This is a genomic window from Shewanella sp. MEBiC00475, assembly GCF_005234075.1.
Lineage (GTDB): Bacteria > Pseudomonadota > Gammaproteobacteria > Enterobacterales > Shewanellaceae > Shewanella > Shewanella polaris.
In genome coordinates this window covers 3,169,499-3,187,322 of record NZ_CP039928.1, presented here as the reverse complement: position 1 = coordinate 3,187,322, position 17,824 = coordinate 3,169,499, and the positions used below count along the sequence as shown (strand labels likewise).

Here is a 17,824-nt window from a genome sequence, read left to right as displayed (position 1 = left end):
ACTAGTAGAAACATAGATGTACATATCATTGCGAGTTATCTTCAAGTGTATTATGTAAAAAACCACTTTAATGACTAATTGGCTCTGAAGCAGAAATGATATCTTTTTTAAACATTAATACCGCCAAATAAATCAAACCCAATATTGGGATAATTGATAAAGCAAAGCCTATAACCCCCGCTAAAATAGGCGACTGTGTTTTACGACGACCTAAGTAATAACAAATACCGCCCATAATTAAAGCAAAAACAAAAATCAATTGGCCGAACACAGTTGCATTAAAATCCATTTACATTCTCCTGATTAACAAACCTAATTAACAATACCATGTAACACTTTAGCGTTCAGCATCTCAACGCATTTAACAACAATGTTACATCTGTACGTTATCCACTGTAAAGCAAGTGTATTAACTTTTGCTAAAATAGCGATGTTATCTGCAACGCTCCTTCTCACCAGTCACGTACTAAACTTGCCATTTTGCTGAATTATCGGTAGTTTTAACCTTATTGAAAGACATAAAAATAACAACAAAGGATTACAGATGGGAAACATACTTTGGGTGGCCTCTTACCCTAAATCGGGTAATACCTGGGTACGCGCTTTTTTAGAAAACTACATTCAGAATCAAGATCAACCTATCGATATTAATACGATGCACACCATTTCGACGGCAGAATCAGCTGCGCATCGTTATCTAGCTTATTTACCTAAAGACAAAACCGCCACCACCGAACTGACCCTAGAAGAAATCAGTGTTTTACGCCCACAGGTGCAGGCCGATATTGCTCATCAAGCTAATGGCACTACCTTTGTAAAAACCCACAACTACTTAGGTGAATATAACGGCCAACCATTGCATAATTCCTCAGTCACATCCGGTGCAATTTATGTGGTGCGTAACCCACTCGATGTGGTGATTTCTATGGCTAATTACTTTGATTACACCATTGATGAAGCCATTGCCTACATGGCAGAAGAAATGACTGGTACGCCAAATGAAGCACCACATGTGCCACAAATTATTACCTCTTGGTCAATGCATGTTTCTAGCTGGACAGCCGATGACACCTCAAAGTTGATTTTGCGCTATGAAGACATGTTAGATGACCCCAAAAAAGTCTTCCGTAAAGTCGAGTCATTTTTGGGCCTGAAAAAAGATCCCGTTCGGCTAAAAAATGCCATTAAACATTCGTCTTTTGCACAATTAAAAGCCCAAGAAACAAAACGCGGCTTTGTGGAAAAACACGAAAATGCCAATGCCTTCTTTAGAAATGGCGGCAAGCACCAGTGGAAATCGAAACTCACTCCTGAACAAGTGCAAAAAATTGTCGATACCCATTATGAACAAATGAAGCGCTTTAAGTATTTGCCTGCTGGTATGTAGCGCCAAATCGTTCATAAAAAAACGTCCTATCGCATTAGCCATGGGACGTTTTTTGTGTACAAGTTTTTATCAGAAAACAATTAACTGCGTTTACGGTAAGCCATAATGAGCAACACAATACCCGTGAATAAAAACGGTAAACTTAACCACTGGCCAGCACTGAGAATCGACTCATGGTAAGCCGCTTGACTCACTTTTACCGTTTCGATACCAATACGAGCACTAAATACCAAAATTAAAAACAAACCAAAAATGGCGCCGTGCTTTTGCTTCATATTGGTGTATTTATAAATGGCGTATAAGCCAATAAATATTAATAGATACGCAAACGACTCATACAACTGTGCTGGGTGGCGTGGAAGCATATCAATCCGCTTGAAAATAATGCCCCATGGAAGCGTTGTTGGTTCGCCTAAAATCTCAGAGTTAGCAAAGTTGGCTAAACGAACAAAAAAGCCAAAAATCGCAGTGGCGATTGCTAAACGATCAAGCAGAAACAAAAACGGTAACTTCACTTTACGCTGGTAATAATACAAGGCCAATATGGCACCTAAGCCCCCACCATGGCTGGCTAATCCGCCTTCCCAAATCGCAAAAATCTTCATTGGATGAGAGAAGTAATACCCTGGATCATAAAAAATACAATGGGCTAAACGAGCACCAACAATAATGCCGACAACGCAATAAATTAATAGATTATCCAGCGACTCAACATCTAAGCCTTCTTTTGTATAAATACGTTTCATCACCTGAAAACCCGTCGCTATGGCTAACGCAAACAAGGCTCCATACCAATGTACTTTTAATCCCATAAACGAAATCAACACAGGATCAAGATCCCAAACGATATGTTCCAATTTACCTACTCCAATTGATACGGTGCTTTATCGCATTATGCTAAAACAACTTTACGACAGATGATACATAGATAGCCAACAGAAGAGAAAGTTTCATTAACTAATCAACATTCAACCGATAAATAAGGTACCATTTGGCGTTATTTACTGCTTACAGACTGCGTTGCTAGAGTTAACTAAATGATGGCTGATAAAACCGAATACCATATTGATATTACTGAGCACAGTACTGATGCCATAGGCTTATTGGCGCAAGCCAGTGGTTTAGGGAAACAAGTATTAAAAGATGCCATGCAAAAAGGTGCTATTTGGCACAGCCACGGTAAACAAACCAACCGCATTCGTCGCGCCAAAAAGCCCTTACAATCTGGCGATAAGCTGCATCTATATTTCAACCAGTACATTTTAGATGAACAAGTTGCATCGGCAGAGCTGTTATTTGATCAAGGTGAATACAGTATTTGGTACAAACCCTATGGTATGCGCTGCCAAGGTTCAAAGTGGAGTGATCACACCACTATTAATCGCTACGCAGAGTTGCATATACAACCGCAACGCAATGCCTTTATTATCCATCGGCTTGATCGTGCAGCGACTGGCTTATTGATACTGGGCCACAGTAAAAAAACCACCGCGGCCATTGCCAAACTATTTGAAACCAGTGAATTTGAAAAACATTATCAGGTGATTGTTGAAGGCGAGTTTTCTAGCCAACCCATTAGCATTGACAGTCCTGTCGATAATAAACCCGCACTGTCGCATGCCACTCGGCTTGCTTATAATTCAGCGCTGAATCAATCAAAAGTGCAGGTAAAAATAGACACTGGCCGTAAGCATCAAATTCGGATTCATATGGCGAGTCTTGGTTATCCTGTAGTGGGCGATCGTTTACATGGCAATGGTAACGATCACTCACCCGATCTCGCACTGACATCATGCGTTTTTCGTTTTACTTGCCCGTTAAGTAACTGCGTAAAAACCTTTGAATTGCCAGAGCATTACCGTCCAGCATTCGCTGCCACCAAATCAATTTAAAGGGATGTCATACCATGCGTAACATCATCATTGGGTTGCTTTTTTTGATTGTTAGTTTTAGCCAAGCTTGTATGGCGGCCAGTTTGCAACTTCCTAATAACACAGAAACTGTATTAGTGAATGGTAAAGCCTCACAACAATCTAGCGTAAAGCTCGACTTAACGACACCTGATGCTATCCAGCAAATTGCCTTTCGCTATCAAGCCCGTTATCGCGATAATGGTAGCCAGAATCACTTTACTTCTGACGTTATAATCTTGCGCTTTACCGCCAGCGAGCAAACCTACACTGTAGCCCTGCCGATCATTAACTCAACCTCACGCGCCAATCAATTTAATGCTCATCCTGCAATAACCTTAACCAATCAGGCTGGCGATAAAGTTGCGTTTACACAAGATAAATTGATGAAAGCTGGCTTACAAATTGGTCGCGATTTTGAACAAGAAATGACGCAATACAATACCTCTGGAGCCATAGCAGCGATGGTCACTAACACCAAACTAAGTACAGTTTCAAACACCGAACCGGGCGCGGTTGTAATGACCCCATCAATGATGCCTGCTGCAACCGTTAAAGGTGAGCAAGCCGTTAATAATACCGCAGCAAAACCACTTAAAAAAACCGACGATATAACACAAGCAGAAGTGAGCCGGATGTTAGATTACTGGTATCAAAAAGCCAATCAGCAAACCCAAGCTGAATTTAAAGCCAAAATAAATAACTAAAGATGGATTGTTACTCTTAAACTTAGATGGTGAACTTATTTGCTGGGCTTATTTGATGGGCTTAGATGGCTAATTCGGCGGTTAACCTAGTTTGGTTAGCTTATTTTGATTAGCTTAGCGATGCTATTGGGTTATCAACAACACTTAACTTTGGGCGCAAATATCTGCAAATTTAGCATTAAGTATGCTTTGTAAATCCATAGGATTGAGGGAAATGTCTACGCCTCTTTTGCCGGCGCTAACGTAAATCCGTTGATACTGTTGTGCCGAGGCATCAATAACCGTGAGCAAACGCTTTTTTTGCCCTAACGGACTAACACCACCAAGCACATAACCACTTGAACGCTCTACCGCTAATGCATCTGCCATGTGCGCTTTTTTAGCCCCTGCGGCTTTGGCAATTGACTTCATGCTGAGCATAGACGACACAGGCACAATGCCAACCACTAGCGAATGATTATCTACACTCACCACTAAGGTTTTAAACACTTGCTGTGCAGGTAATCCAAGTTTTTGTGCAGCCTCTAACCCATAAGACTCACAATGAGCATCATGATGATATTCATGTACTTCAAAATCTATTTTATGTTTTTTGGCTATTTCAATTGCTGGGGTCATATTTAAATATCCATGATCGATGCTTTATTCGGTTGATAAAAAGACACATATCGTAGACAAACATATGTCACCACCACTGTCGCAATAAGCAATTCTAGTTCGGCTAGCAAATGAATTTGCTGAATATACTCAGGTTCAACGCCAATACCTTCCATCCATACTGTCATTTTAAATAATGCTGTTGCTCCTATTACCATAGGAAAGGTAAATGCAGCATAGCCGGGGCTAAAAGGTAAGCGTAATAACTTAAAAAACGACAGGTAAATAATCGCAGTCATCAACACCCCAATACCAAATAAAAGTCCAACAATAACCGGTGACGGATGTTGGGTAATGGTTAGGTAACCCGCCAATGATAAGCTGGCTGGCGCCGCTAAAACCGCTAAGGTCGGTTTTGCCGCATCGGGAATAGCTTCGGCAAAAATAAGCCGATAAATCATTATGGGTAACATCACCGCATAACTTAACATACCAAACATAAGCGCCGCATAAGCAACCCACATAAGATGAGCATTACCTGAAAATGACACATCGGCCACTACAATACCAATAGGCGGAATAAACCAACTCGGCACCATATGATGCAAGGAAAACTGTTTGCTACGATGATAAATAAAGCCAACCAAAAAACTGATGTGCAGCAACACCGCAAATGACCACATTAAGTCTCCAGCTAATGCTGAAGCATAACCGAGGGAATTAGACACCACCATTAACGCCATGGCAAACGTGGGTACCACACTGCCAACCACTGGATGCGCAACATCTTGACGCAATAAATGGGTATGAAATAAAAATTTAACCGCTAATAACAACAATAATACACTGGCAACGGCTGCACTTACCCACTGACCATAATGGTGGAAATCGACCAGATATTCCCAACTCCAACCTAAACTGGCAATCCCTAACGCAAGGCCTGCCATTGGTGTCGGCGCTATCATTACTGTTTGTTTTACTGCTCGAATCATTACATCCTCAAACCAATCGACAAGCGAATAAAGTGATTTTACGCTTGCTGTTTGTTTATAAATATCCAATTATATGAAACAGCCGTTCAGAAAAACTGAACATTACAACGACAATACATCTCTCATCAACAGAGTCCGCTAAATAAGATGAATATTTCACTTAAACAACTCAATGTGTTTATGAGTATTACTCAACACAACACCTTAACGGCTGCAGCTCAAGCTATCTACTTGTCTAAAGCGGCGGTGAGTATGGCATTAGCAGAATTAGAAAAACAACTCGGCCATCCGTTGTTTGATCGAGTCAATAATCGTTTAGTGCTTAATCAAGAAGGACACAAGCTATTACCACTTGCTGATGAGCTGCTAAGTAGAGCAAATAATATCAATCAATTATTTGATGCAGAGCAAGCTTTTGCAGGACAATTAAAAATTGGCGCCAGTGACACTATAGGTAATCATGTTGTACCCGGGTTATTGAGTCAGTTTCGCCACCAGCATCAACATTTTTCTCAAAGTGTGTTTATTTCAAATTCGCGGCTAATCTGCCAAAAGCTGCGTGATTACGAGTTAGACATTGGCTTAATTGAGGGGAACACGCCTCACCCGGATCTCATCGCAACACCATTCAGCCATGACAACATGTGCATTATTGCCGCCCCAGAACATCCTTTGTGTCATATTAAAAAACCGCACATTACTGATTTATCATCGAGTGACTGGGTACTGCGAGAAGCAGGTTCTGGATCGCGAGAGTTCTTTTTGCGCACCCTTGCAACCCATATTGAGACTTGGCATGAAGTGTTTGAACTTAATACTACTGAAGCGTTAATTAATAGTGTGGCTGCGGGAATTGGTTTAGGGTGTTTATCGACGCTAGCGGCTCAATATGCTGTAAGCGATGGACGTGTCACTCAGCTCGATTCTCATATCAAGGGTGATAACATCAAAATGCAGCGACCGTTTTGGTTAGTGGTTCACAAAGACAAATATCACAGCCCGCTGCTGAAAAATTTTATTGAGTTTTGTCATCAATGGGATAATACATAAAGTGGTTGTTTTATGGCCTGCAGCCACTAACGCTTGAGATCGCAAGGTTCCAGCCTGCAACGGGCCAAAAGGGGATTACGGTTCTTAGTAGAGCAGCACTTAGTTACAGGTGTAGCTTATCCGACCATTACTAATAACTTCAATAAATCCAGCTTCATAGATGTATCCCCCGAACATTAATAGTGCTGTATATCCCTACTTTGATACTAATGAAAATTCTTAAAGAATTATTATCACGTAAAAATAAAATCAATTTTTATTGATAGATTAACGGATGAAAATATAACTGATATATTTAAATCTCTTAGTTTTTTATGAGGAGTAACAATTGATTCGATAAATTTTATTGATCAATTGCGAGGTGTAATATAAATTTATAGCGACTGAAATTATTATATTAGTATTTTAATCAATTGGTTATATAGATATTTCGAGTGTAAATTAATTATAAGCAGGGATATGTCCGAGAGGCTGGATAATAAGCTGTTACCTGTAAAAGGAGGTCGTTATGCAGTATAAAAACACTCAGCTTGGAATCGCGATGCTTTCAGTTATGGGAATTGTAACATTAGTGCTTATCTTTGCTTCGGTAACTCAACCTACCGAATCGATTGGATTTGCTTATTTAATTGTAGTTGTGGTTTCAATTCTTTTTTCAACATTAACAATCAAAGTTGAAGATGGAAATATAAAATGGTTTTTTGGTCCAAAATTTTGGAATAAATCAATAAAGATATCTGAAATTGAGTCCGTACAAGAGATAAGAACAAAATGGTACTATGGGCTTGGAATTCGGTTAATCTCAACTGGATGGTTATATAACGTTTCTGGTCTAATGGCTGTTGAATTAAAACTTAAAGATGGCACAACAGTTTGTCTGGGGACAAACGATCCAGAAAATTTAATAAATGCTATTAAGCAAAGTAGTTGACTTGTGCTCGTTCCTTGCAAGTTTTAGCCAACTATTTCCCGCCTTTTACAGTGCTCATTATTAACGCGTTTATGTCAATAAATAGTTTAGCTTTGCTTGAAAATGTCTAAATTCAACTCTGAACTTGAGGCCTTAGCAACAAACCCTGAAACAAACATGTGCCAAAGCAGAAACTGTCATGATAGTGCAGTAGCTGAATGCTTTTTTCATTGTTGAAGAAAGATAGAGTGAACCGGAAAAGCGATAAAAGCAGGGACGTGTCACACTCCGAGATATTAGCTACTACTAACTACCTAAAACAGTAGTTAATTCATTGGATTAAGCCTATTATTTTTATACTAATTAGGTAAATTAATTTACAATAGTGATGTTTAAACAACAACATTAATGATGGCTATAATGACAAATAATAAACCGTGGTTAAAACAATATCCTGAGGATGTGCCCACAACAATAGACTCAAGTATGTATAATAATATCAATGATTTATTTAAAGAGTCTTTTAGTGCGCATGCTAAAAAAGCAGCATATATTAATATGGGACATAGCTTATCCTACCAAGATCTCGAAAGTAAAAGTAACGCTTTTGCTGCTTATCTACAATCTGAACTAAAAATGAAAAAAGGCGAACGAATCGCCTTGATGATGCCTAATTTATTGCAATATCCCATCACTATTTTAGGTGCATTAAAAGCAGGACTCATTATTGTCAATGTTAACCCACTTTATACCCCTCGAGAGCTAAAACATCAATTACGAGATTCAGGGTCCAGTGCTATTGTTGCCGTAACAAATTTTGGTAATAACCTTCAGCAAATACTACATGAGACTAACATTAAGCATGTTATGTTAACCAAAATCGGCGATGAGTTAGCGATTCATAAGCGTACATTGGTTAACTTTCTTATCAAACATGTCAAAAAAATAGTGCCTAAATATCATATTCCCGACGCTATTTCATTGCGTAGAGCGTTAACCGAAGGCAAGAAACTTCCCTTTATTGATCCCCAAATAACAGTAGATGATTTAGCATACCTCCAATATACAGGTGGAACGACGGGTCCTTCGAAAGGGGCAATGCTTACTCATAGTAATATTATTTCTAACGTTCTACAGGTTCATGCTCATTTTAGCCCAAGAACCTTATATGATAAGGAATATGCAGTAACCCCACTTCCGCTTTATCATATTTTTGCCAACTCAGTGAGTATGATGTTTATGCTCTTTCTCGGTGCAACGAATTTACTTATTACCAACCCAAGAGATATAGATGGTTTCGTAGCAGATTTAAGTAAATATCCATTCACAATGGTTTTTGGTTTAAATACACTTTTTAATGGTCTAAACAATCATGCTGGTTTTCAAGAATTAGATTTTAGTCACGCTCGTTTTACTATTGCAGGTGGAATGCCGACGCAGAAACATATTGCTGACCGTTGGCAAGAGCTCACTGGAATGCCAGTCATAGAAGGTTATGGCTTAACTGAATGTTCCCCTGTGGTCGCTGCAGGTACTCATCAACAACAATCATTTATTTCTTCAATTGGTGTCCCTTTACCCAGCACTGAACTCCGTATCGTTAATGATAAAAATGAACCTTTAGGTCCCAATCAAATTGGTGAAATTCAAATTAGAGGGCCCCAAGTGATGAAAGGCTATTGGCAACAAGAAGCCGAAACCAATACTGTAATGCATGCCGGAGGTTGGTTAAGCTCTGGCGATATAGGAAGAATGGATGACGATGGGATTTTTTATATTGAAGACCGTAAAAAAGATATGATTCTCGTTTCGGGATTTAATGTTTTTCCAACTGAAATTGAAGAAGTTGCAACGCTTCACCCTCACATCATCGAAGCTGCGGCCATTGGCATTCCTGATGACGCTACAGGAGAAAAAGTTAAATTATTTATTGTACGCAAAGGTAATGTGACCGTTGATGAAATAAAAAAACATTGTAGAAAATATCTAACCGGATATAAAAACCCAAGGATAATTGAATTTAGAGATGAATTGCCAAAATCAAATGTAGGAAAGATCTTACGTCGAGAATTGCGAGATTCATAAGAGCTATTACTGAGGTCCTAAGGAAAACTATTATATTTGGCATAGATATGAGGCGCAGCCGAGCAAATCTGACTAAACCTCATTCACATGTTGACAGAGGATCCCATCAACGACCATTTCAGCAATTTGGTGCAACTCGTCTTTAGTTTCTTTAGTTGCTCCCTCTGCAGCATGTAACGATATCCCTTTAAATAACGTCATAATCAGTCGTGCCAGCGCTTCAGGTTGGCAACTGTCATTGAGTTCACCGCTGCTTTTAGCCAATTCAAATCTATTAATTATCGTGGTTTGAATTTTTTCTTTCCGATTATCGATAGCGGTTTTTATTGATTAGCTTGCTTCATTGCATGTCAAAGTACTATTAATTAATCCGCAACTTTGTGGATGACTGGTGTCAGTAAATTGGGCCGCTGCACAGAGCAATAATGATCGAATAACATCGGCAATAAACGCCAACAGACGCTTATCCTGTACCTTGATCCTCAACTGAGTCATTAATAGATCATGATTAACTCAATCAAAGAGCTTAGACAGATCAACATCAACGGCAAATTTGCGTTTCTGTTTAATGATATCCCTTACTTGCAGTACCGCTTGTTTGGCATTTCTGTTCGGTCTAAAGCTGTATGAGCGATTAAATGAGGAAAACTCTCTTAAAATATGATCTATATAAGGGATGGTTACAAACTCACCTCTAGCCTATGCCACATATGATGTTCTTATTCATCAGCTCGCACTCTTTACAATATAAGGCTAGCGGCTTCCTCTAGACCGACCCTCGCGGATAAGTCCTTGCCATTCGCTAGTAGTTAACGTTTAATAACAGTACGTTATTGAACGGTGACTTTCCTACAGCGGACTGTTCCTCATTAGTTAATGCCCATACTGGGCGTACACAAGCGCTTTAAACGTAACAAAAAAAACAGTTGGTTAGGTTTCGCTTCGTTCCACATTATAACCAACAATTTTTGTCCGCTTAAACGGACGCTAGGTGCACACGCAAAAAGACTAAAACGTTAGAGCTATAAGGAGTTAGCAATGAGAAAAGTAGTTTCATTAACATTATTAAGTATGTTTTTAGGGGCATGTGCCTCGAATGATGTGCCAGAAGACGTCAAAATAGAGCCTATCAATTATATTGATTTGTCCTTAGACGATCAGAGAGAGCTAGCTAAAGAGTATTGGGTAGTACAAAAGAGAAAAGAACCTAAGTACCCAATCTCTGCTGTTAGAGAAGGATTATCTGGTTGTGTAGACCTGATTGTTGGTATTAACAAAGAAGGTAAACTAAACGGGTATAAAATTAAAAGCTCATACCCTCAAGGTGTATTTGATAATTATGCTGCAGCTGCATTAAATAAATGGCAGTGGGCCGCGACAGATAAAAATAAGAATAAAGCCCCTGTCTTAACAAGTATCCAATTCGATTTTATGGTCAGTGGATCTAAAAACAAGACTGAGCCGAGAAACAGTGTGGATTCTCTCACATGTAATAGCTCTAACAAATAAGGACGGGCCGCGCGAAACCGCGTTCAATAAGTTGCTTAAACCAACAAAAACAGCTTGCTATGCTCGTTTCTCGCTATTATAGCCAGCCATTTTTAACCGCTTATCAAAGCGTCTATATGCCGAATATTATAGTCTTATTGTATAATACTTTTAATTGATGATACTCAATAAAAACAACCAAACTAGGAATGTTACTAATGGATAATTCAGGGAAAGAAATAGTAAAGTATGGAATTACATTTGGAACAGCACTATCTATTGCTATTTCATGGAGCGTGAACAAATCAATCGTATGGGCAATTATTCACGGTTTCTTGTCTTGGGCTTATGTATTTTGGTATGTGTTTACACGATAATAATTTATTGAGTGCTTTAAGTTCTACTTAATTATCATTTGTTTAAAATAACTTAATTTGATGCCGTTGGCTTATAGCAAGAGACTATGGTTGAACCCAACATTTCTTAATCAAAATCCTACTAGATATAGATAATATTTCAAATTTAACTCACTTTTTTCAAAAAACGTTTTAAAATAGACTCAAATCACATAGCCTGTAACTGATAACCCAATATAATTTTTGAATAAAATGTGCTCAAATCTTACCGAGTAACGGCTATGGCCTAAAACAAATTCAACCATTGTTTACCTAATCGATATAACCACCTATGCACCGGATAAAGCATAAAAAAAACAGGCCATTTAGGCCTGTTTAGATTAATCACCCACCAAATATCACTTAGTAAGCAACGCTAATACGTTGATTAACATGCTTAGCATTTTCGGCTTCATCAAGCATGGTTTTGGCAAAATCTAGCAGGTTGACTATTGCAAAAAAAAGCCCCGATCAATTAGACGGGGCTTTATTAACGTTGTAAAAATAGTACTATTTTCTAGTTACTCTAACTCTTTTGCGGGCTAATACCCCAAGACCAAAGAAACCAAACAACAATTCAATTAGTCCTAAACTACCGCCACTGCTACTTGTTGAAACTGGCGTTGGTTCTACAGTTGCAACAGGAACACCAACAGTAACAGGATCGATGATTGCGCCATCCTTAGCACCATCTTCATCAAGGTATCCGCCATCAGTGATACTGACTTGCACTAAATTATCGCCGATTAGCTCCCAATCAGCAGACTCAACCTCAACCGTACTACCGTCAGCGTTTACTTTAAGTAAAACAGCATCTTCTGGTAAAGTGCCACCAAAATTAATCGTAACGGATATAGTGCTACCAACCTCTAAGCCAGTTACGTTGTAGCTAAATTGCTGCATAGGATAAGTATACTCAGTACCCGTTGCTGTTGTTGTTGAAACAACAATACCTGACACACTGCCTTGATCGACTGTAATAGGTCGAGTTAAATTATAAATAGCAGTGCCATCGGCAAGTATAGTGGTTGGTGCTCCTGCGTCATCGAGATCTGCTTCTGCACGATAGCGAACCACAGTATCTTCATTGCCTGCAGCATCAGTTGATGTTTCCATCCATACTGTATATAAATTGTCACCGTTAGGCTTCATGGTGAGTTGTGATTCAAAATCAGGCTCACCCTCAGGATCTAAAGGAACATCAACATTAGCGGATACTAATTTTAGTGGCTCATAGGTTCTACCACCATCTTTGGTTTTAGTGACAAAAACATCAAGTTCTGCACCAGCTTCGATATGAGCATAGGTGTTTTTGACAGAACCCCACGCTAATATAAAGGCATTAGGATCTTGACAATTTACACCTTCAGGCGCATTGACAGGATCACAGGCAGACGTACTGCTTGGTGCGCCCACAATACGAGGCTCTTTAATATCGACTGCAGCTTCAGGTAGATAATTAGTCAGGTTTTGGGTACCCGTCCAAGTATGTCCACCGTCATAACTACGACGTGTAAAGAAGTTATAGTTATTTTCAGTGGTGTACTTCGCTAATGCCCAATCTGCAGTGTAACTGTAACCAAACAAGATGGTATCACCACGGATAGCACCACGATGTGCTCGTGCATCTTCGAGATTATTATTCTCGGTAGTTATCGTTAAAGCTGCAATAGTCTTAGTCGTATCGTCACTTTTGACCTCACCTATAGAATTAGTACTTAGGTTCATCGCTCCTGAATTGTTAATACGGTCAGATAGTTTGATTGGGGGATGTGGTCTCGATCATCATCAGTTAAATAATAATTACAGCCACCCGCTTCCTCATAGGTTACATCTAATACTGCATCCCCTTCTGCAACAACGACGGTATTACCTAAACCATCTACATAGCCACCGAGCCCATCGGGATAAACCACTGAACCTGTAGATGTCAGCACATAACGTGTAAACGTAGTAAAATTGGTATCTACAGCGGGTATTAAATCAACTGGAGTCAAGCCTGTATTGGCAACATCCGTACCGATTTTACCAATACGACCTACGATGTCAGAAGGACCACCTTTATCGTATGCACCCTCTTTCCAGAAAAACATAAACTTGGTACCACTTTTGTTAATACTTTCATCCATACCCGCGACTTGATTACCAAAGAAACGCACCCGTCGAGCATTTTCTGCTGGGTTACTAATCACACAACCAATACGTGCGGGGTCTGCCCAATCCGGTGACTGGTAAACATCACTAACAACGCCCTCTGTGTCTGGATATTCACTTTGTGGATCTGAACTGGTATTAATAGTGTCACTTTCAGTGTAATTTCCTTTAGCACCTGGCTGATTCTGATTTTTAGAATTACCAGTTGAACTGCCACCTTTTTGCAAACCGGAACTAAAAGCGACATTAATATAACTTGCTGGCGGATTATCGAAAGTAAAACGGTGATAACGTACAACTTTACCAAAATCGACACCTTCACCACCGCCTTTGGTTTCTTCATAAGCGATGACCGTGACAGGTTTCTGCCCAGGCACTTGTACCATACCTAAGTTTGCGCGTGATGCGCCTTCTTTACCTGTTTCTACCAATAATGGCTTAGTGTCTGAACACTCAGGTGTGGCCGCACAAATCGGATCAAGATAACCCGTTAATTCTACAACGACATCATCACCTTCACGTTTTTTGAATTTTTTGAAGTTATTGGTAACACGAGAAACATTGGCAGCAAACGAAATATCTGCAAGTGCGGGAGCCTTCATATCTTCAATATAGGTATACCAAATATCTGTACCTTTATTGACATTAGCACCACTAGCCCCATCTCCCGGACCATCAGCAGTACCTGTTTTTAAACCTTCAGGGTCTTCCTGCCAAACAACATTCCACGCGACTTTTGTACCGTTACTATAGCTAGTTGCACGGGGTACATTTTGTTTGGCATCACGTTCACCAAAGCTTAATTGTTCACGCTTCCACGTACCTCCAGTGGGATTATTATCAGCATCTACTGCACTAGGATTTTTAGTATAGGCGATGTAAGTACAACTAAAAGGCAGTTGCCTTCCTTCACGATCAAGATAGGTAGCAGCACCCTGATGGTAGTTATAATCAGGGGTGTCATCATTCAGGTTAGTCACATCAACATCGACTGCAGGACAGTATTTATCTGCCCATGAAACACCCACATAACCACCTGCCGCAAAGATATTTGGTTTTCCGGAGTCACCATAAAAATCGCCAAGAGAAATATCGCCATTAACATCGGTTTCCCAGTAGCTTTGCTTCGATGTTTTACGAGCCGTATCAGAAATATTGACAGGCTCACTCCACGTCGCACCATCATCTTTCGATACCCGAATAAAAATATCTTGAGCAGGACGTTCTCTTTGCGCTTTCAGGTCATAAACCGTTTTATTATCACTATTACCATAAGCATATGCACTGACTAAATCACCATTAGGCAGTCTTTTTATTTTACCTTTTGCAGCTAAGTCTTCAGTTACAACGCCACCTTCATCATGCGGCGATAAAGCTTGTGCATCACTGGCTAAAGCAATTGAAAATCCAGTAGTTGATAGATAAGCAGCGGCCATACAATATAGTAGTTTTTTAAATTTCATAATAAAATTTCCTTATTGTCATTATTCAATGAAAAATCTTATTCTTAAATTTTGATCACCATCACACCAAATGAATTGGATATTTTATATACAGCAATGACCGCGCCACAATGATATTGATACTTTCAAAATGTTGATTAATACTGATTAATATCAACTTTATATGTTTGATTGATTTTATATTTTTGTATTTTTGTTAATATAATTGCCATATATGTCAAATGTATTGACAAAAATGGAGTCAGTTATGCAGATTAACCTCCAAGATATCAATCAAGACTTTGCCACTATGCTAAATGCTTATGACTGCCCTGCCATTTTGGTTACTCCCGCATATCAGATACTTGCAAGTAACCAACGGTATCTTGAAAGTTTTGGGGCAATAGATCAGGAACAACCAGCTTATTGTTACAAGGTGTCACATAATAATGAGGTCCCCTGTGACCAAGCAGGAGAGGCCTGTCCATTATCTGCCGCAGGCATTTCGAGGAGAAAAGAACGTGTATTACATATTCATCATTCTCCCCGGGGTACAGAGCATGTCGACATCGAAATATTGCCTATTGTTGACGACAAAGGAGAGGTTAAATTTTTTGTCGAGCTTTTAAAATCGGTAACCTTGGCAAACCCAAAAGTTGACGGTACAGGAATGGTTGGCACCAGCCCCGTTTTTAACCAGTTGGTCGAAAACATTACACGGGTAGCACCAACAGAAGCATCGGTCTTATTAATGGGAGAAACGGGTACAGGTAAAGAAATAGCGGCTTCAGCTATTCATCTTGCAAGTCATCGAAAAACTCAGCCAATGGTGATACTAGAATGTTCAGGTCTCACTGAAACATTGTTTGAAAGTGAATTATTTGGTCATGTAAAAGGGGCTTTTACTGGCGCGACGTACAATAAACATGGTCTAGTTGAAGTGGCTAACGGTGGTACATTGTTTTTAGATGAGATTGGCGATGTGCCTTATGAGCTACAAATAAAGCTATTACGTTTAATTGAAACAGGCACTTATCGCCCAGTAGGCAGCCGAGAAACCAAGCGGTCTGATTTCCGACTTATTTGCGCGACTCACCAAGATATTTTTTCAATGGTAGAGCGTGGGGAATTCAGAAGAGACTTATACTATCGTATTAATGTATTCCCTATTCATATCCCCTCTTTAAATAACCGTAAAGATGATATAGCACTTTTAACCACTGCGATTTTGCAACGAATAGATGACAGTGGACGATACACAGTAACTGATGCTGCAATAAGTTTATTAAAAAATCATGACTTTAAAGGGAATATTCGAGAACTGCGGAATATACTCTCCCGCGCACTAGTGTTAGCGAACACATCAATTATTGATAGAAATGTGATTAAATCCTGTCTTGAAATCGATCGAAAAATAGGAGGTAGCTCAAAGTCTGTGACTGATTTGAAAAGCAATGAACGAAAATATTTACTGCACCTTCTAGAGACTGTTAATGGCGATAAAGACAAAGCCGCGGCTTTGGCAGGCATTAGCACTCGCTCATTATATAGAAAGTTGCAATAAGCACAGAGCAGGTGGCGAACGTTATTAAAGCAACTCCAAAGGGATACTGACCAGCTCAATTGCTTATGATCTCATTTCATTATAGTTTACTAAAACTGACAAAATGACAGCTAAATTCATGGCTAGCATTACACCACTCGTCAAGTCAGTTTAACCATGCAAGGTGAAGAAACCGTTTATTATTGTCAACAGATTTTAAGCGAAATCACTGCTATGAAAAACCGTGCTTACAAACATAACAGTGGCTAGCCAACATCGTTCGTATTGCTTCTTCCATGCAGAGTAAAGCTTAGTTTTTTGAGTTTAATATCAACAAGCCAGTTTGAAGATTTACGCTTAGGTTTTGGCAATCTGTTGTAACAATTCTAATAGTTCTTTAGGTTGGTCAAGACTCGCATCATGACCACAGTTGTCAATTTTATGTAGCTGAGTTTGATAAAAAACCGCTAAATTATCACTGCATTTAGGGTGAGCGAGTTGATCTTGATTTGCTACAATGACACTTACCGCAATACTCGGTAATGTCGGGCAATTAAAACCCGCACAAGCATAAAGTTGACGTAAACCATTACTGAACGAGGTATGTTGTTGCTGCCTCATCACACTCCACGCTTGTAATACTTCAATATTGTTGCATTGATTACGGCTGGTATACTTTAATGCAATAGATTCAATAACATGCACATGTGATTTGTGCGGATTATTACCGCGTAAATCTGATATTAACTCACCCATCGACCTCCATAGCGCTTTAACACTACACACTAATAAGGGCGCAAGCTGAAAACGTCGATACCAAGTTGAAATATTTGCTGCGCTGCTATTAATGACCACCACTTGGCTAACACGTTGCGGTCGATGAGCAGCCATTTGCAGCGCCAACATTCCACCCATTGACAACCCCACCAGCATTAACAGTGAATTTGACTCAGGAGACTCAAGCATTGCTGCATCTATTTGTTGCCATACGGCATCACAATACAAGTCTATCGACAACGGACTGGCCTGCTGTGCTAAACGCCCATTACCCGGTAAATCGACACAAATAAGATTGATACCCTGTTGCTGTATAAGCTGATCAAAGCTATACCAATGGCGGCTATCACGCATTAATCCTCGCAGTAACACCCAAGTGGTCATTTT

Annotated in this window: 17 protein-coding genes and 1 pseudogene; 10 read left to right on the top strand and 8 right to left on the bottom strand. The window is 39.6% G+C overall.

The features are described from left to right. Nucleotides 1-67: 67 nt before the first annotated feature. Nucleotides 68-289 carry a hypothetical protein gene (locus FCN25_RS14290; protein WP_137225883.1) on the bottom strand — a complete coding sequence of 74 codons (222 nt, stop codon included), beginning with the start codon at nucleotides 287-289 and terminating at the stop codon, nucleotides 68-70. Between the two features lie 255 nt (nucleotides 290-544). Between FCN25_RS14290 and FCN25_RS14285 the strand changes: the two genes are divergently transcribed. Continuing rightward, nucleotides 545-1,387, top strand: coding sequence for a sulfotransferase domain-containing protein (locus FCN25_RS14285; protein ID WP_137225881.1), 843 nt, complete (start codon nucleotides 545-547; stop codon nucleotides 1,385-1,387). An 80-nt stretch (nucleotides 1,388-1,467) separates the two neighbouring features. Here the strand turns inward: FCN25_RS14285 and lgt are convergent, their stop codons facing one another. Further along, on the bottom strand, nucleotides 1,468-2,244 hold the full coding sequence (gene lgt / locus FCN25_RS14280; RefSeq protein WP_137225879.1) for a prolipoprotein diacylglyceryl transferase: 777 nt from the start codon (nucleotides 2,242-2,244) through the stop codon (nucleotides 1,468-1,470). 180 nt (nucleotides 2,245-2,424) lie between these two features. Here lgt and FCN25_RS14275 point away from each other — a divergent pair, with 180 nt between their 5' ends. Continuing rightward, nucleotides 2,425-3,279, top strand: coding sequence for an RNA pseudouridine synthase (locus tag FCN25_RS14275; protein ID WP_137225877.1), 855 nt, complete (start codon nucleotides 2,425-2,427; stop codon nucleotides 3,277-3,279). A 14-nt stretch (nucleotides 3,280-3,293) separates the two neighbouring features. Continuing rightward, the gene (locus tag FCN25_RS14270; RefSeq protein WP_137225875.1) at nucleotides 3,294-4,004 is read left to right on the top strand and encodes a DUF2057 domain-containing protein; all 711 of its coding nucleotides are present in this window, start codon (nucleotides 3,294-3,296) and stop codon (nucleotides 4,002-4,004) included. Nucleotides 4,005-4,148: 144 nt separating this feature from the next. Here FCN25_RS14270 and ybaK read toward each other — a convergent pair whose 3' ends face one another. Both ybaK and FCN25_RS14260 read right to left on the bottom strand, forming a co-directional pair. After that, nucleotides 4,149-4,622: a Cys-tRNA(Pro) deacylase gene (ybaK, locus tag FCN25_RS14265; protein WP_137225873.1), complete on the bottom strand. Its 474-nt coding sequence runs from the start codon at nucleotides 4,620-4,622 to the stop codon at nucleotides 4,149-4,151. A gap of 2 nt (nucleotides 4,623-4,624) precedes the next feature. Next, on the bottom strand, nucleotides 4,625-5,593 hold the full coding sequence (locus tag FCN25_RS14260) for a TDT family transporter (protein ID WP_137225871.1): 969 nt from the start codon (nucleotides 5,591-5,593) through the stop codon (nucleotides 4,625-4,627). A 147-nt stretch (nucleotides 5,594-5,740) separates the two neighbouring features. Here FCN25_RS14260 and FCN25_RS14255 point away from each other — a divergent pair, with 147 nt between their 5' ends. The 3 genes from FCN25_RS14255 (at nucleotide 5,741) to FCN25_RS14245 (ending at nucleotide 9,638) form a co-directional block, all read left to right on the top strand. Further along, complete coding sequence (locus tag FCN25_RS14255; protein ID WP_137225869.1) at nucleotides 5,741-6,643, top strand: LysR substrate-binding domain-containing protein; 903 nt, start codon at nucleotides 5,741-5,743, stop codon at nucleotides 6,641-6,643. A gap of 508 nt (nucleotides 6,644-7,151) precedes the next feature. Next, nucleotides 7,152-7,574, top strand: a complete 423-nt coding sequence (locus tag FCN25_RS14250; protein WP_137225867.1) for a hypothetical protein — start codon at nucleotides 7,152-7,154, stop codon at nucleotides 7,572-7,574. 387 nt (nucleotides 7,575-7,961) lie between these two features. Next, nucleotides 7,962-9,638, top strand: a complete 1,677-nt coding sequence (locus FCN25_RS14245) for an AMP-binding protein (RefSeq protein WP_137225864.1) — start codon at nucleotides 7,962-7,964, stop codon at nucleotides 9,636-9,638. A 72-nt stretch (nucleotides 9,639-9,710) separates the two neighbouring features. Here the strand turns inward: FCN25_RS14245 and FCN25_RS14240 are convergent, their stop codons facing one another. Beyond that, nucleotides 9,711-9,902 carry a hypothetical protein gene (locus tag FCN25_RS14240; protein ID WP_137225862.1) on the bottom strand — a complete coding sequence of 64 codons (192 nt, stop codon included), beginning with the start codon at nucleotides 9,900-9,902 and terminating at the stop codon, nucleotides 9,711-9,713. 774 nt (nucleotides 9,903-10,676) lie between these two features. Between FCN25_RS14240 and FCN25_RS14230 the strand changes: the two genes are divergently transcribed. Then, entirely contained in the window at nucleotides 10,677-11,147 is a 471-nt protein-coding gene (locus FCN25_RS14230; protein WP_137225859.1) for an energy transducer TonB, read from the top strand. A 197-nt stretch (nucleotides 11,148-11,344) separates the two neighbouring features. Continuing rightward, nucleotides 11,345-11,503: a hypothetical protein gene (locus tag FCN25_RS20960; protein WP_175405877.1), complete on the top strand. Its 159-nt coding sequence runs from the start codon at nucleotides 11,345-11,347 to the stop codon at nucleotides 11,501-11,503. Between the two features lie 528 nt (nucleotides 11,504-12,031). On the opposite strand, the gene FCN25_RS14220 is transcribed toward FCN25_RS20960, so the two are convergent. Both FCN25_RS14220 and FCN25_RS14215 read right to left on the bottom strand, forming a co-directional pair. Beyond that, complete coding sequence (locus FCN25_RS14220; RefSeq protein WP_137225857.1) at nucleotides 12,032-13,249, bottom strand: choice-of-anchor O protein; 1,218 nt, start codon at nucleotides 13,247-13,249, stop codon at nucleotides 12,032-12,034. Then, a complete protein-coding gene (locus tag FCN25_RS14215; RefSeq protein WP_137225855.1) occupies nucleotides 13,246-15,138 on the bottom strand; it encodes a choice-of-anchor O protein in 1,893 nt (630 codons plus the stop codon). Before FCN25_RS14215 ends, FCN25_RS14220 begins: the two co-directional genes overlap by 4 nt. 247 nt (nucleotides 15,139-15,385) lie before the next feature. Between FCN25_RS14215 and FCN25_RS14210 the strand changes: the two genes are divergently transcribed. Together FCN25_RS14210 and FCN25_RS21370 are read left to right on the top strand one after the other, a co-directional pair. Beyond that, the gene (locus tag FCN25_RS14210) at nucleotides 15,386-16,681 is read left to right on the top strand and encodes a sigma-54-dependent Fis family transcriptional regulator (RefSeq protein WP_217495314.1); all 1,296 of its coding nucleotides are present in this window, start codon (nucleotides 15,386-15,388) and stop codon (nucleotides 16,679-16,681) included. 126 nt (nucleotides 16,682-16,807) lie between these two features. After that, nucleotides 16,808-16,924 (top strand): annotated as a pseudogene (locus FCN25_RS21370) (LysR family transcriptional regulator); the annotation flags it as partial. Between the two features lie 93 nt (nucleotides 16,925-17,017). On the opposite strand, the gene FCN25_RS14205 reads toward FCN25_RS21370, so the two are convergent. Next, the gene (locus FCN25_RS14205) at nucleotides 17,018-17,821 is read right to left on the bottom strand and encodes an alpha/beta fold hydrolase (RefSeq protein WP_137225851.1); all 804 of its coding nucleotides are present in this window, start codon (nucleotides 17,819-17,821) and stop codon (nucleotides 17,018-17,020) included. Between the last annotated feature and the right edge of the window lie 3 nt (nucleotides 17,822-17,824).

Bases quoted from the DNA above. Each gene is read 5' to 3' on its own strand.
- FCN25_RS14290 (WP_137225883.1), bottom strand. From the start codon at position 289: ATGGATTTTAATGCAACTGTGTTCGGCCAATTGATTTTTGTTTTTGCT.
- FCN25_RS14285 (WP_137225881.1), top strand. From the start codon at position 545: ATGGGAAACATACTTTGGGTGGCCTCTTACCCTAAATCGGGTAATACC.
- FCN25_RS14275 (WP_137225877.1), top strand. From the start codon at position 2,425: ATGATGGCTGATAAAACCGAATACCATATTGATATTACTGAGCACAGT.
- FCN25_RS14270 (WP_137225875.1), top strand. From the start codon at position 3,294: ATGCGTAACATCATCATTGGGTTGCTTTTTTTGATTGTTAGTTTTAGC.
- ybaK (WP_137225873.1), bottom strand. From the start codon at position 4,622: ATGACCCCAGCAATTGAAATAGCCAAAAAACATAAAATAGATTTTGAA.
- FCN25_RS14260 (WP_137225871.1), bottom strand. From the start codon at position 5,593: ATGATTCGAGCAGTAAAACAAACAGTAATGATAGCGCCGACACCAATG.
- FCN25_RS14255 (WP_137225869.1), top strand. From the start codon at position 5,741: ATGAATATTTCACTTAAACAACTCAATGTGTTTATGAGTATTACTCAA.
- FCN25_RS14250 (WP_137225867.1), top strand. From the start codon at position 7,152: ATGCAGTATAAAAACACTCAGCTTGGAATCGCGATGCTTTCAGTTATG.
- FCN25_RS14245 (WP_137225864.1), top strand. From the start codon at position 7,962: ATGATGGCTATAATGACAAATAATAAACCGTGGTTAAAACAATATCCT.
- FCN25_RS14230 (WP_137225859.1), top strand. From the start codon at position 10,677: ATGAGAAAAGTAGTTTCATTAACATTATTAAGTATGTTTTTAGGGGCA.
- FCN25_RS20960 (WP_175405877.1), top strand. From the start codon at position 11,345: ATGGATAATTCAGGGAAAGAAATAGTAAAGTATGGAATTACATTTGGA.
- FCN25_RS14220 (WP_137225857.1), bottom strand. From the start codon at position 13,249: ATGAACCTAAGTACTAATTCTATAGGTGAGGTCAAAAGTGACGATACG.
- FCN25_RS14215 (WP_137225855.1), bottom strand. From the start codon at position 15,138: ATGAAATTTAAAAAACTACTATATTGTATGGCCGCTGCTTATCTATCA.
- FCN25_RS14210 (WP_217495314.1), top strand. From the start codon at position 15,386: ATGCAGATTAACCTCCAAGATATCAATCAAGACTTTGCCACTATGCTA.
- FCN25_RS14205 (WP_137225851.1), bottom strand. From the start codon at position 17,821: ATGACCACTTGGGTGTTACTGCGAGGATTAATGCGTGATAGCCGCCAT.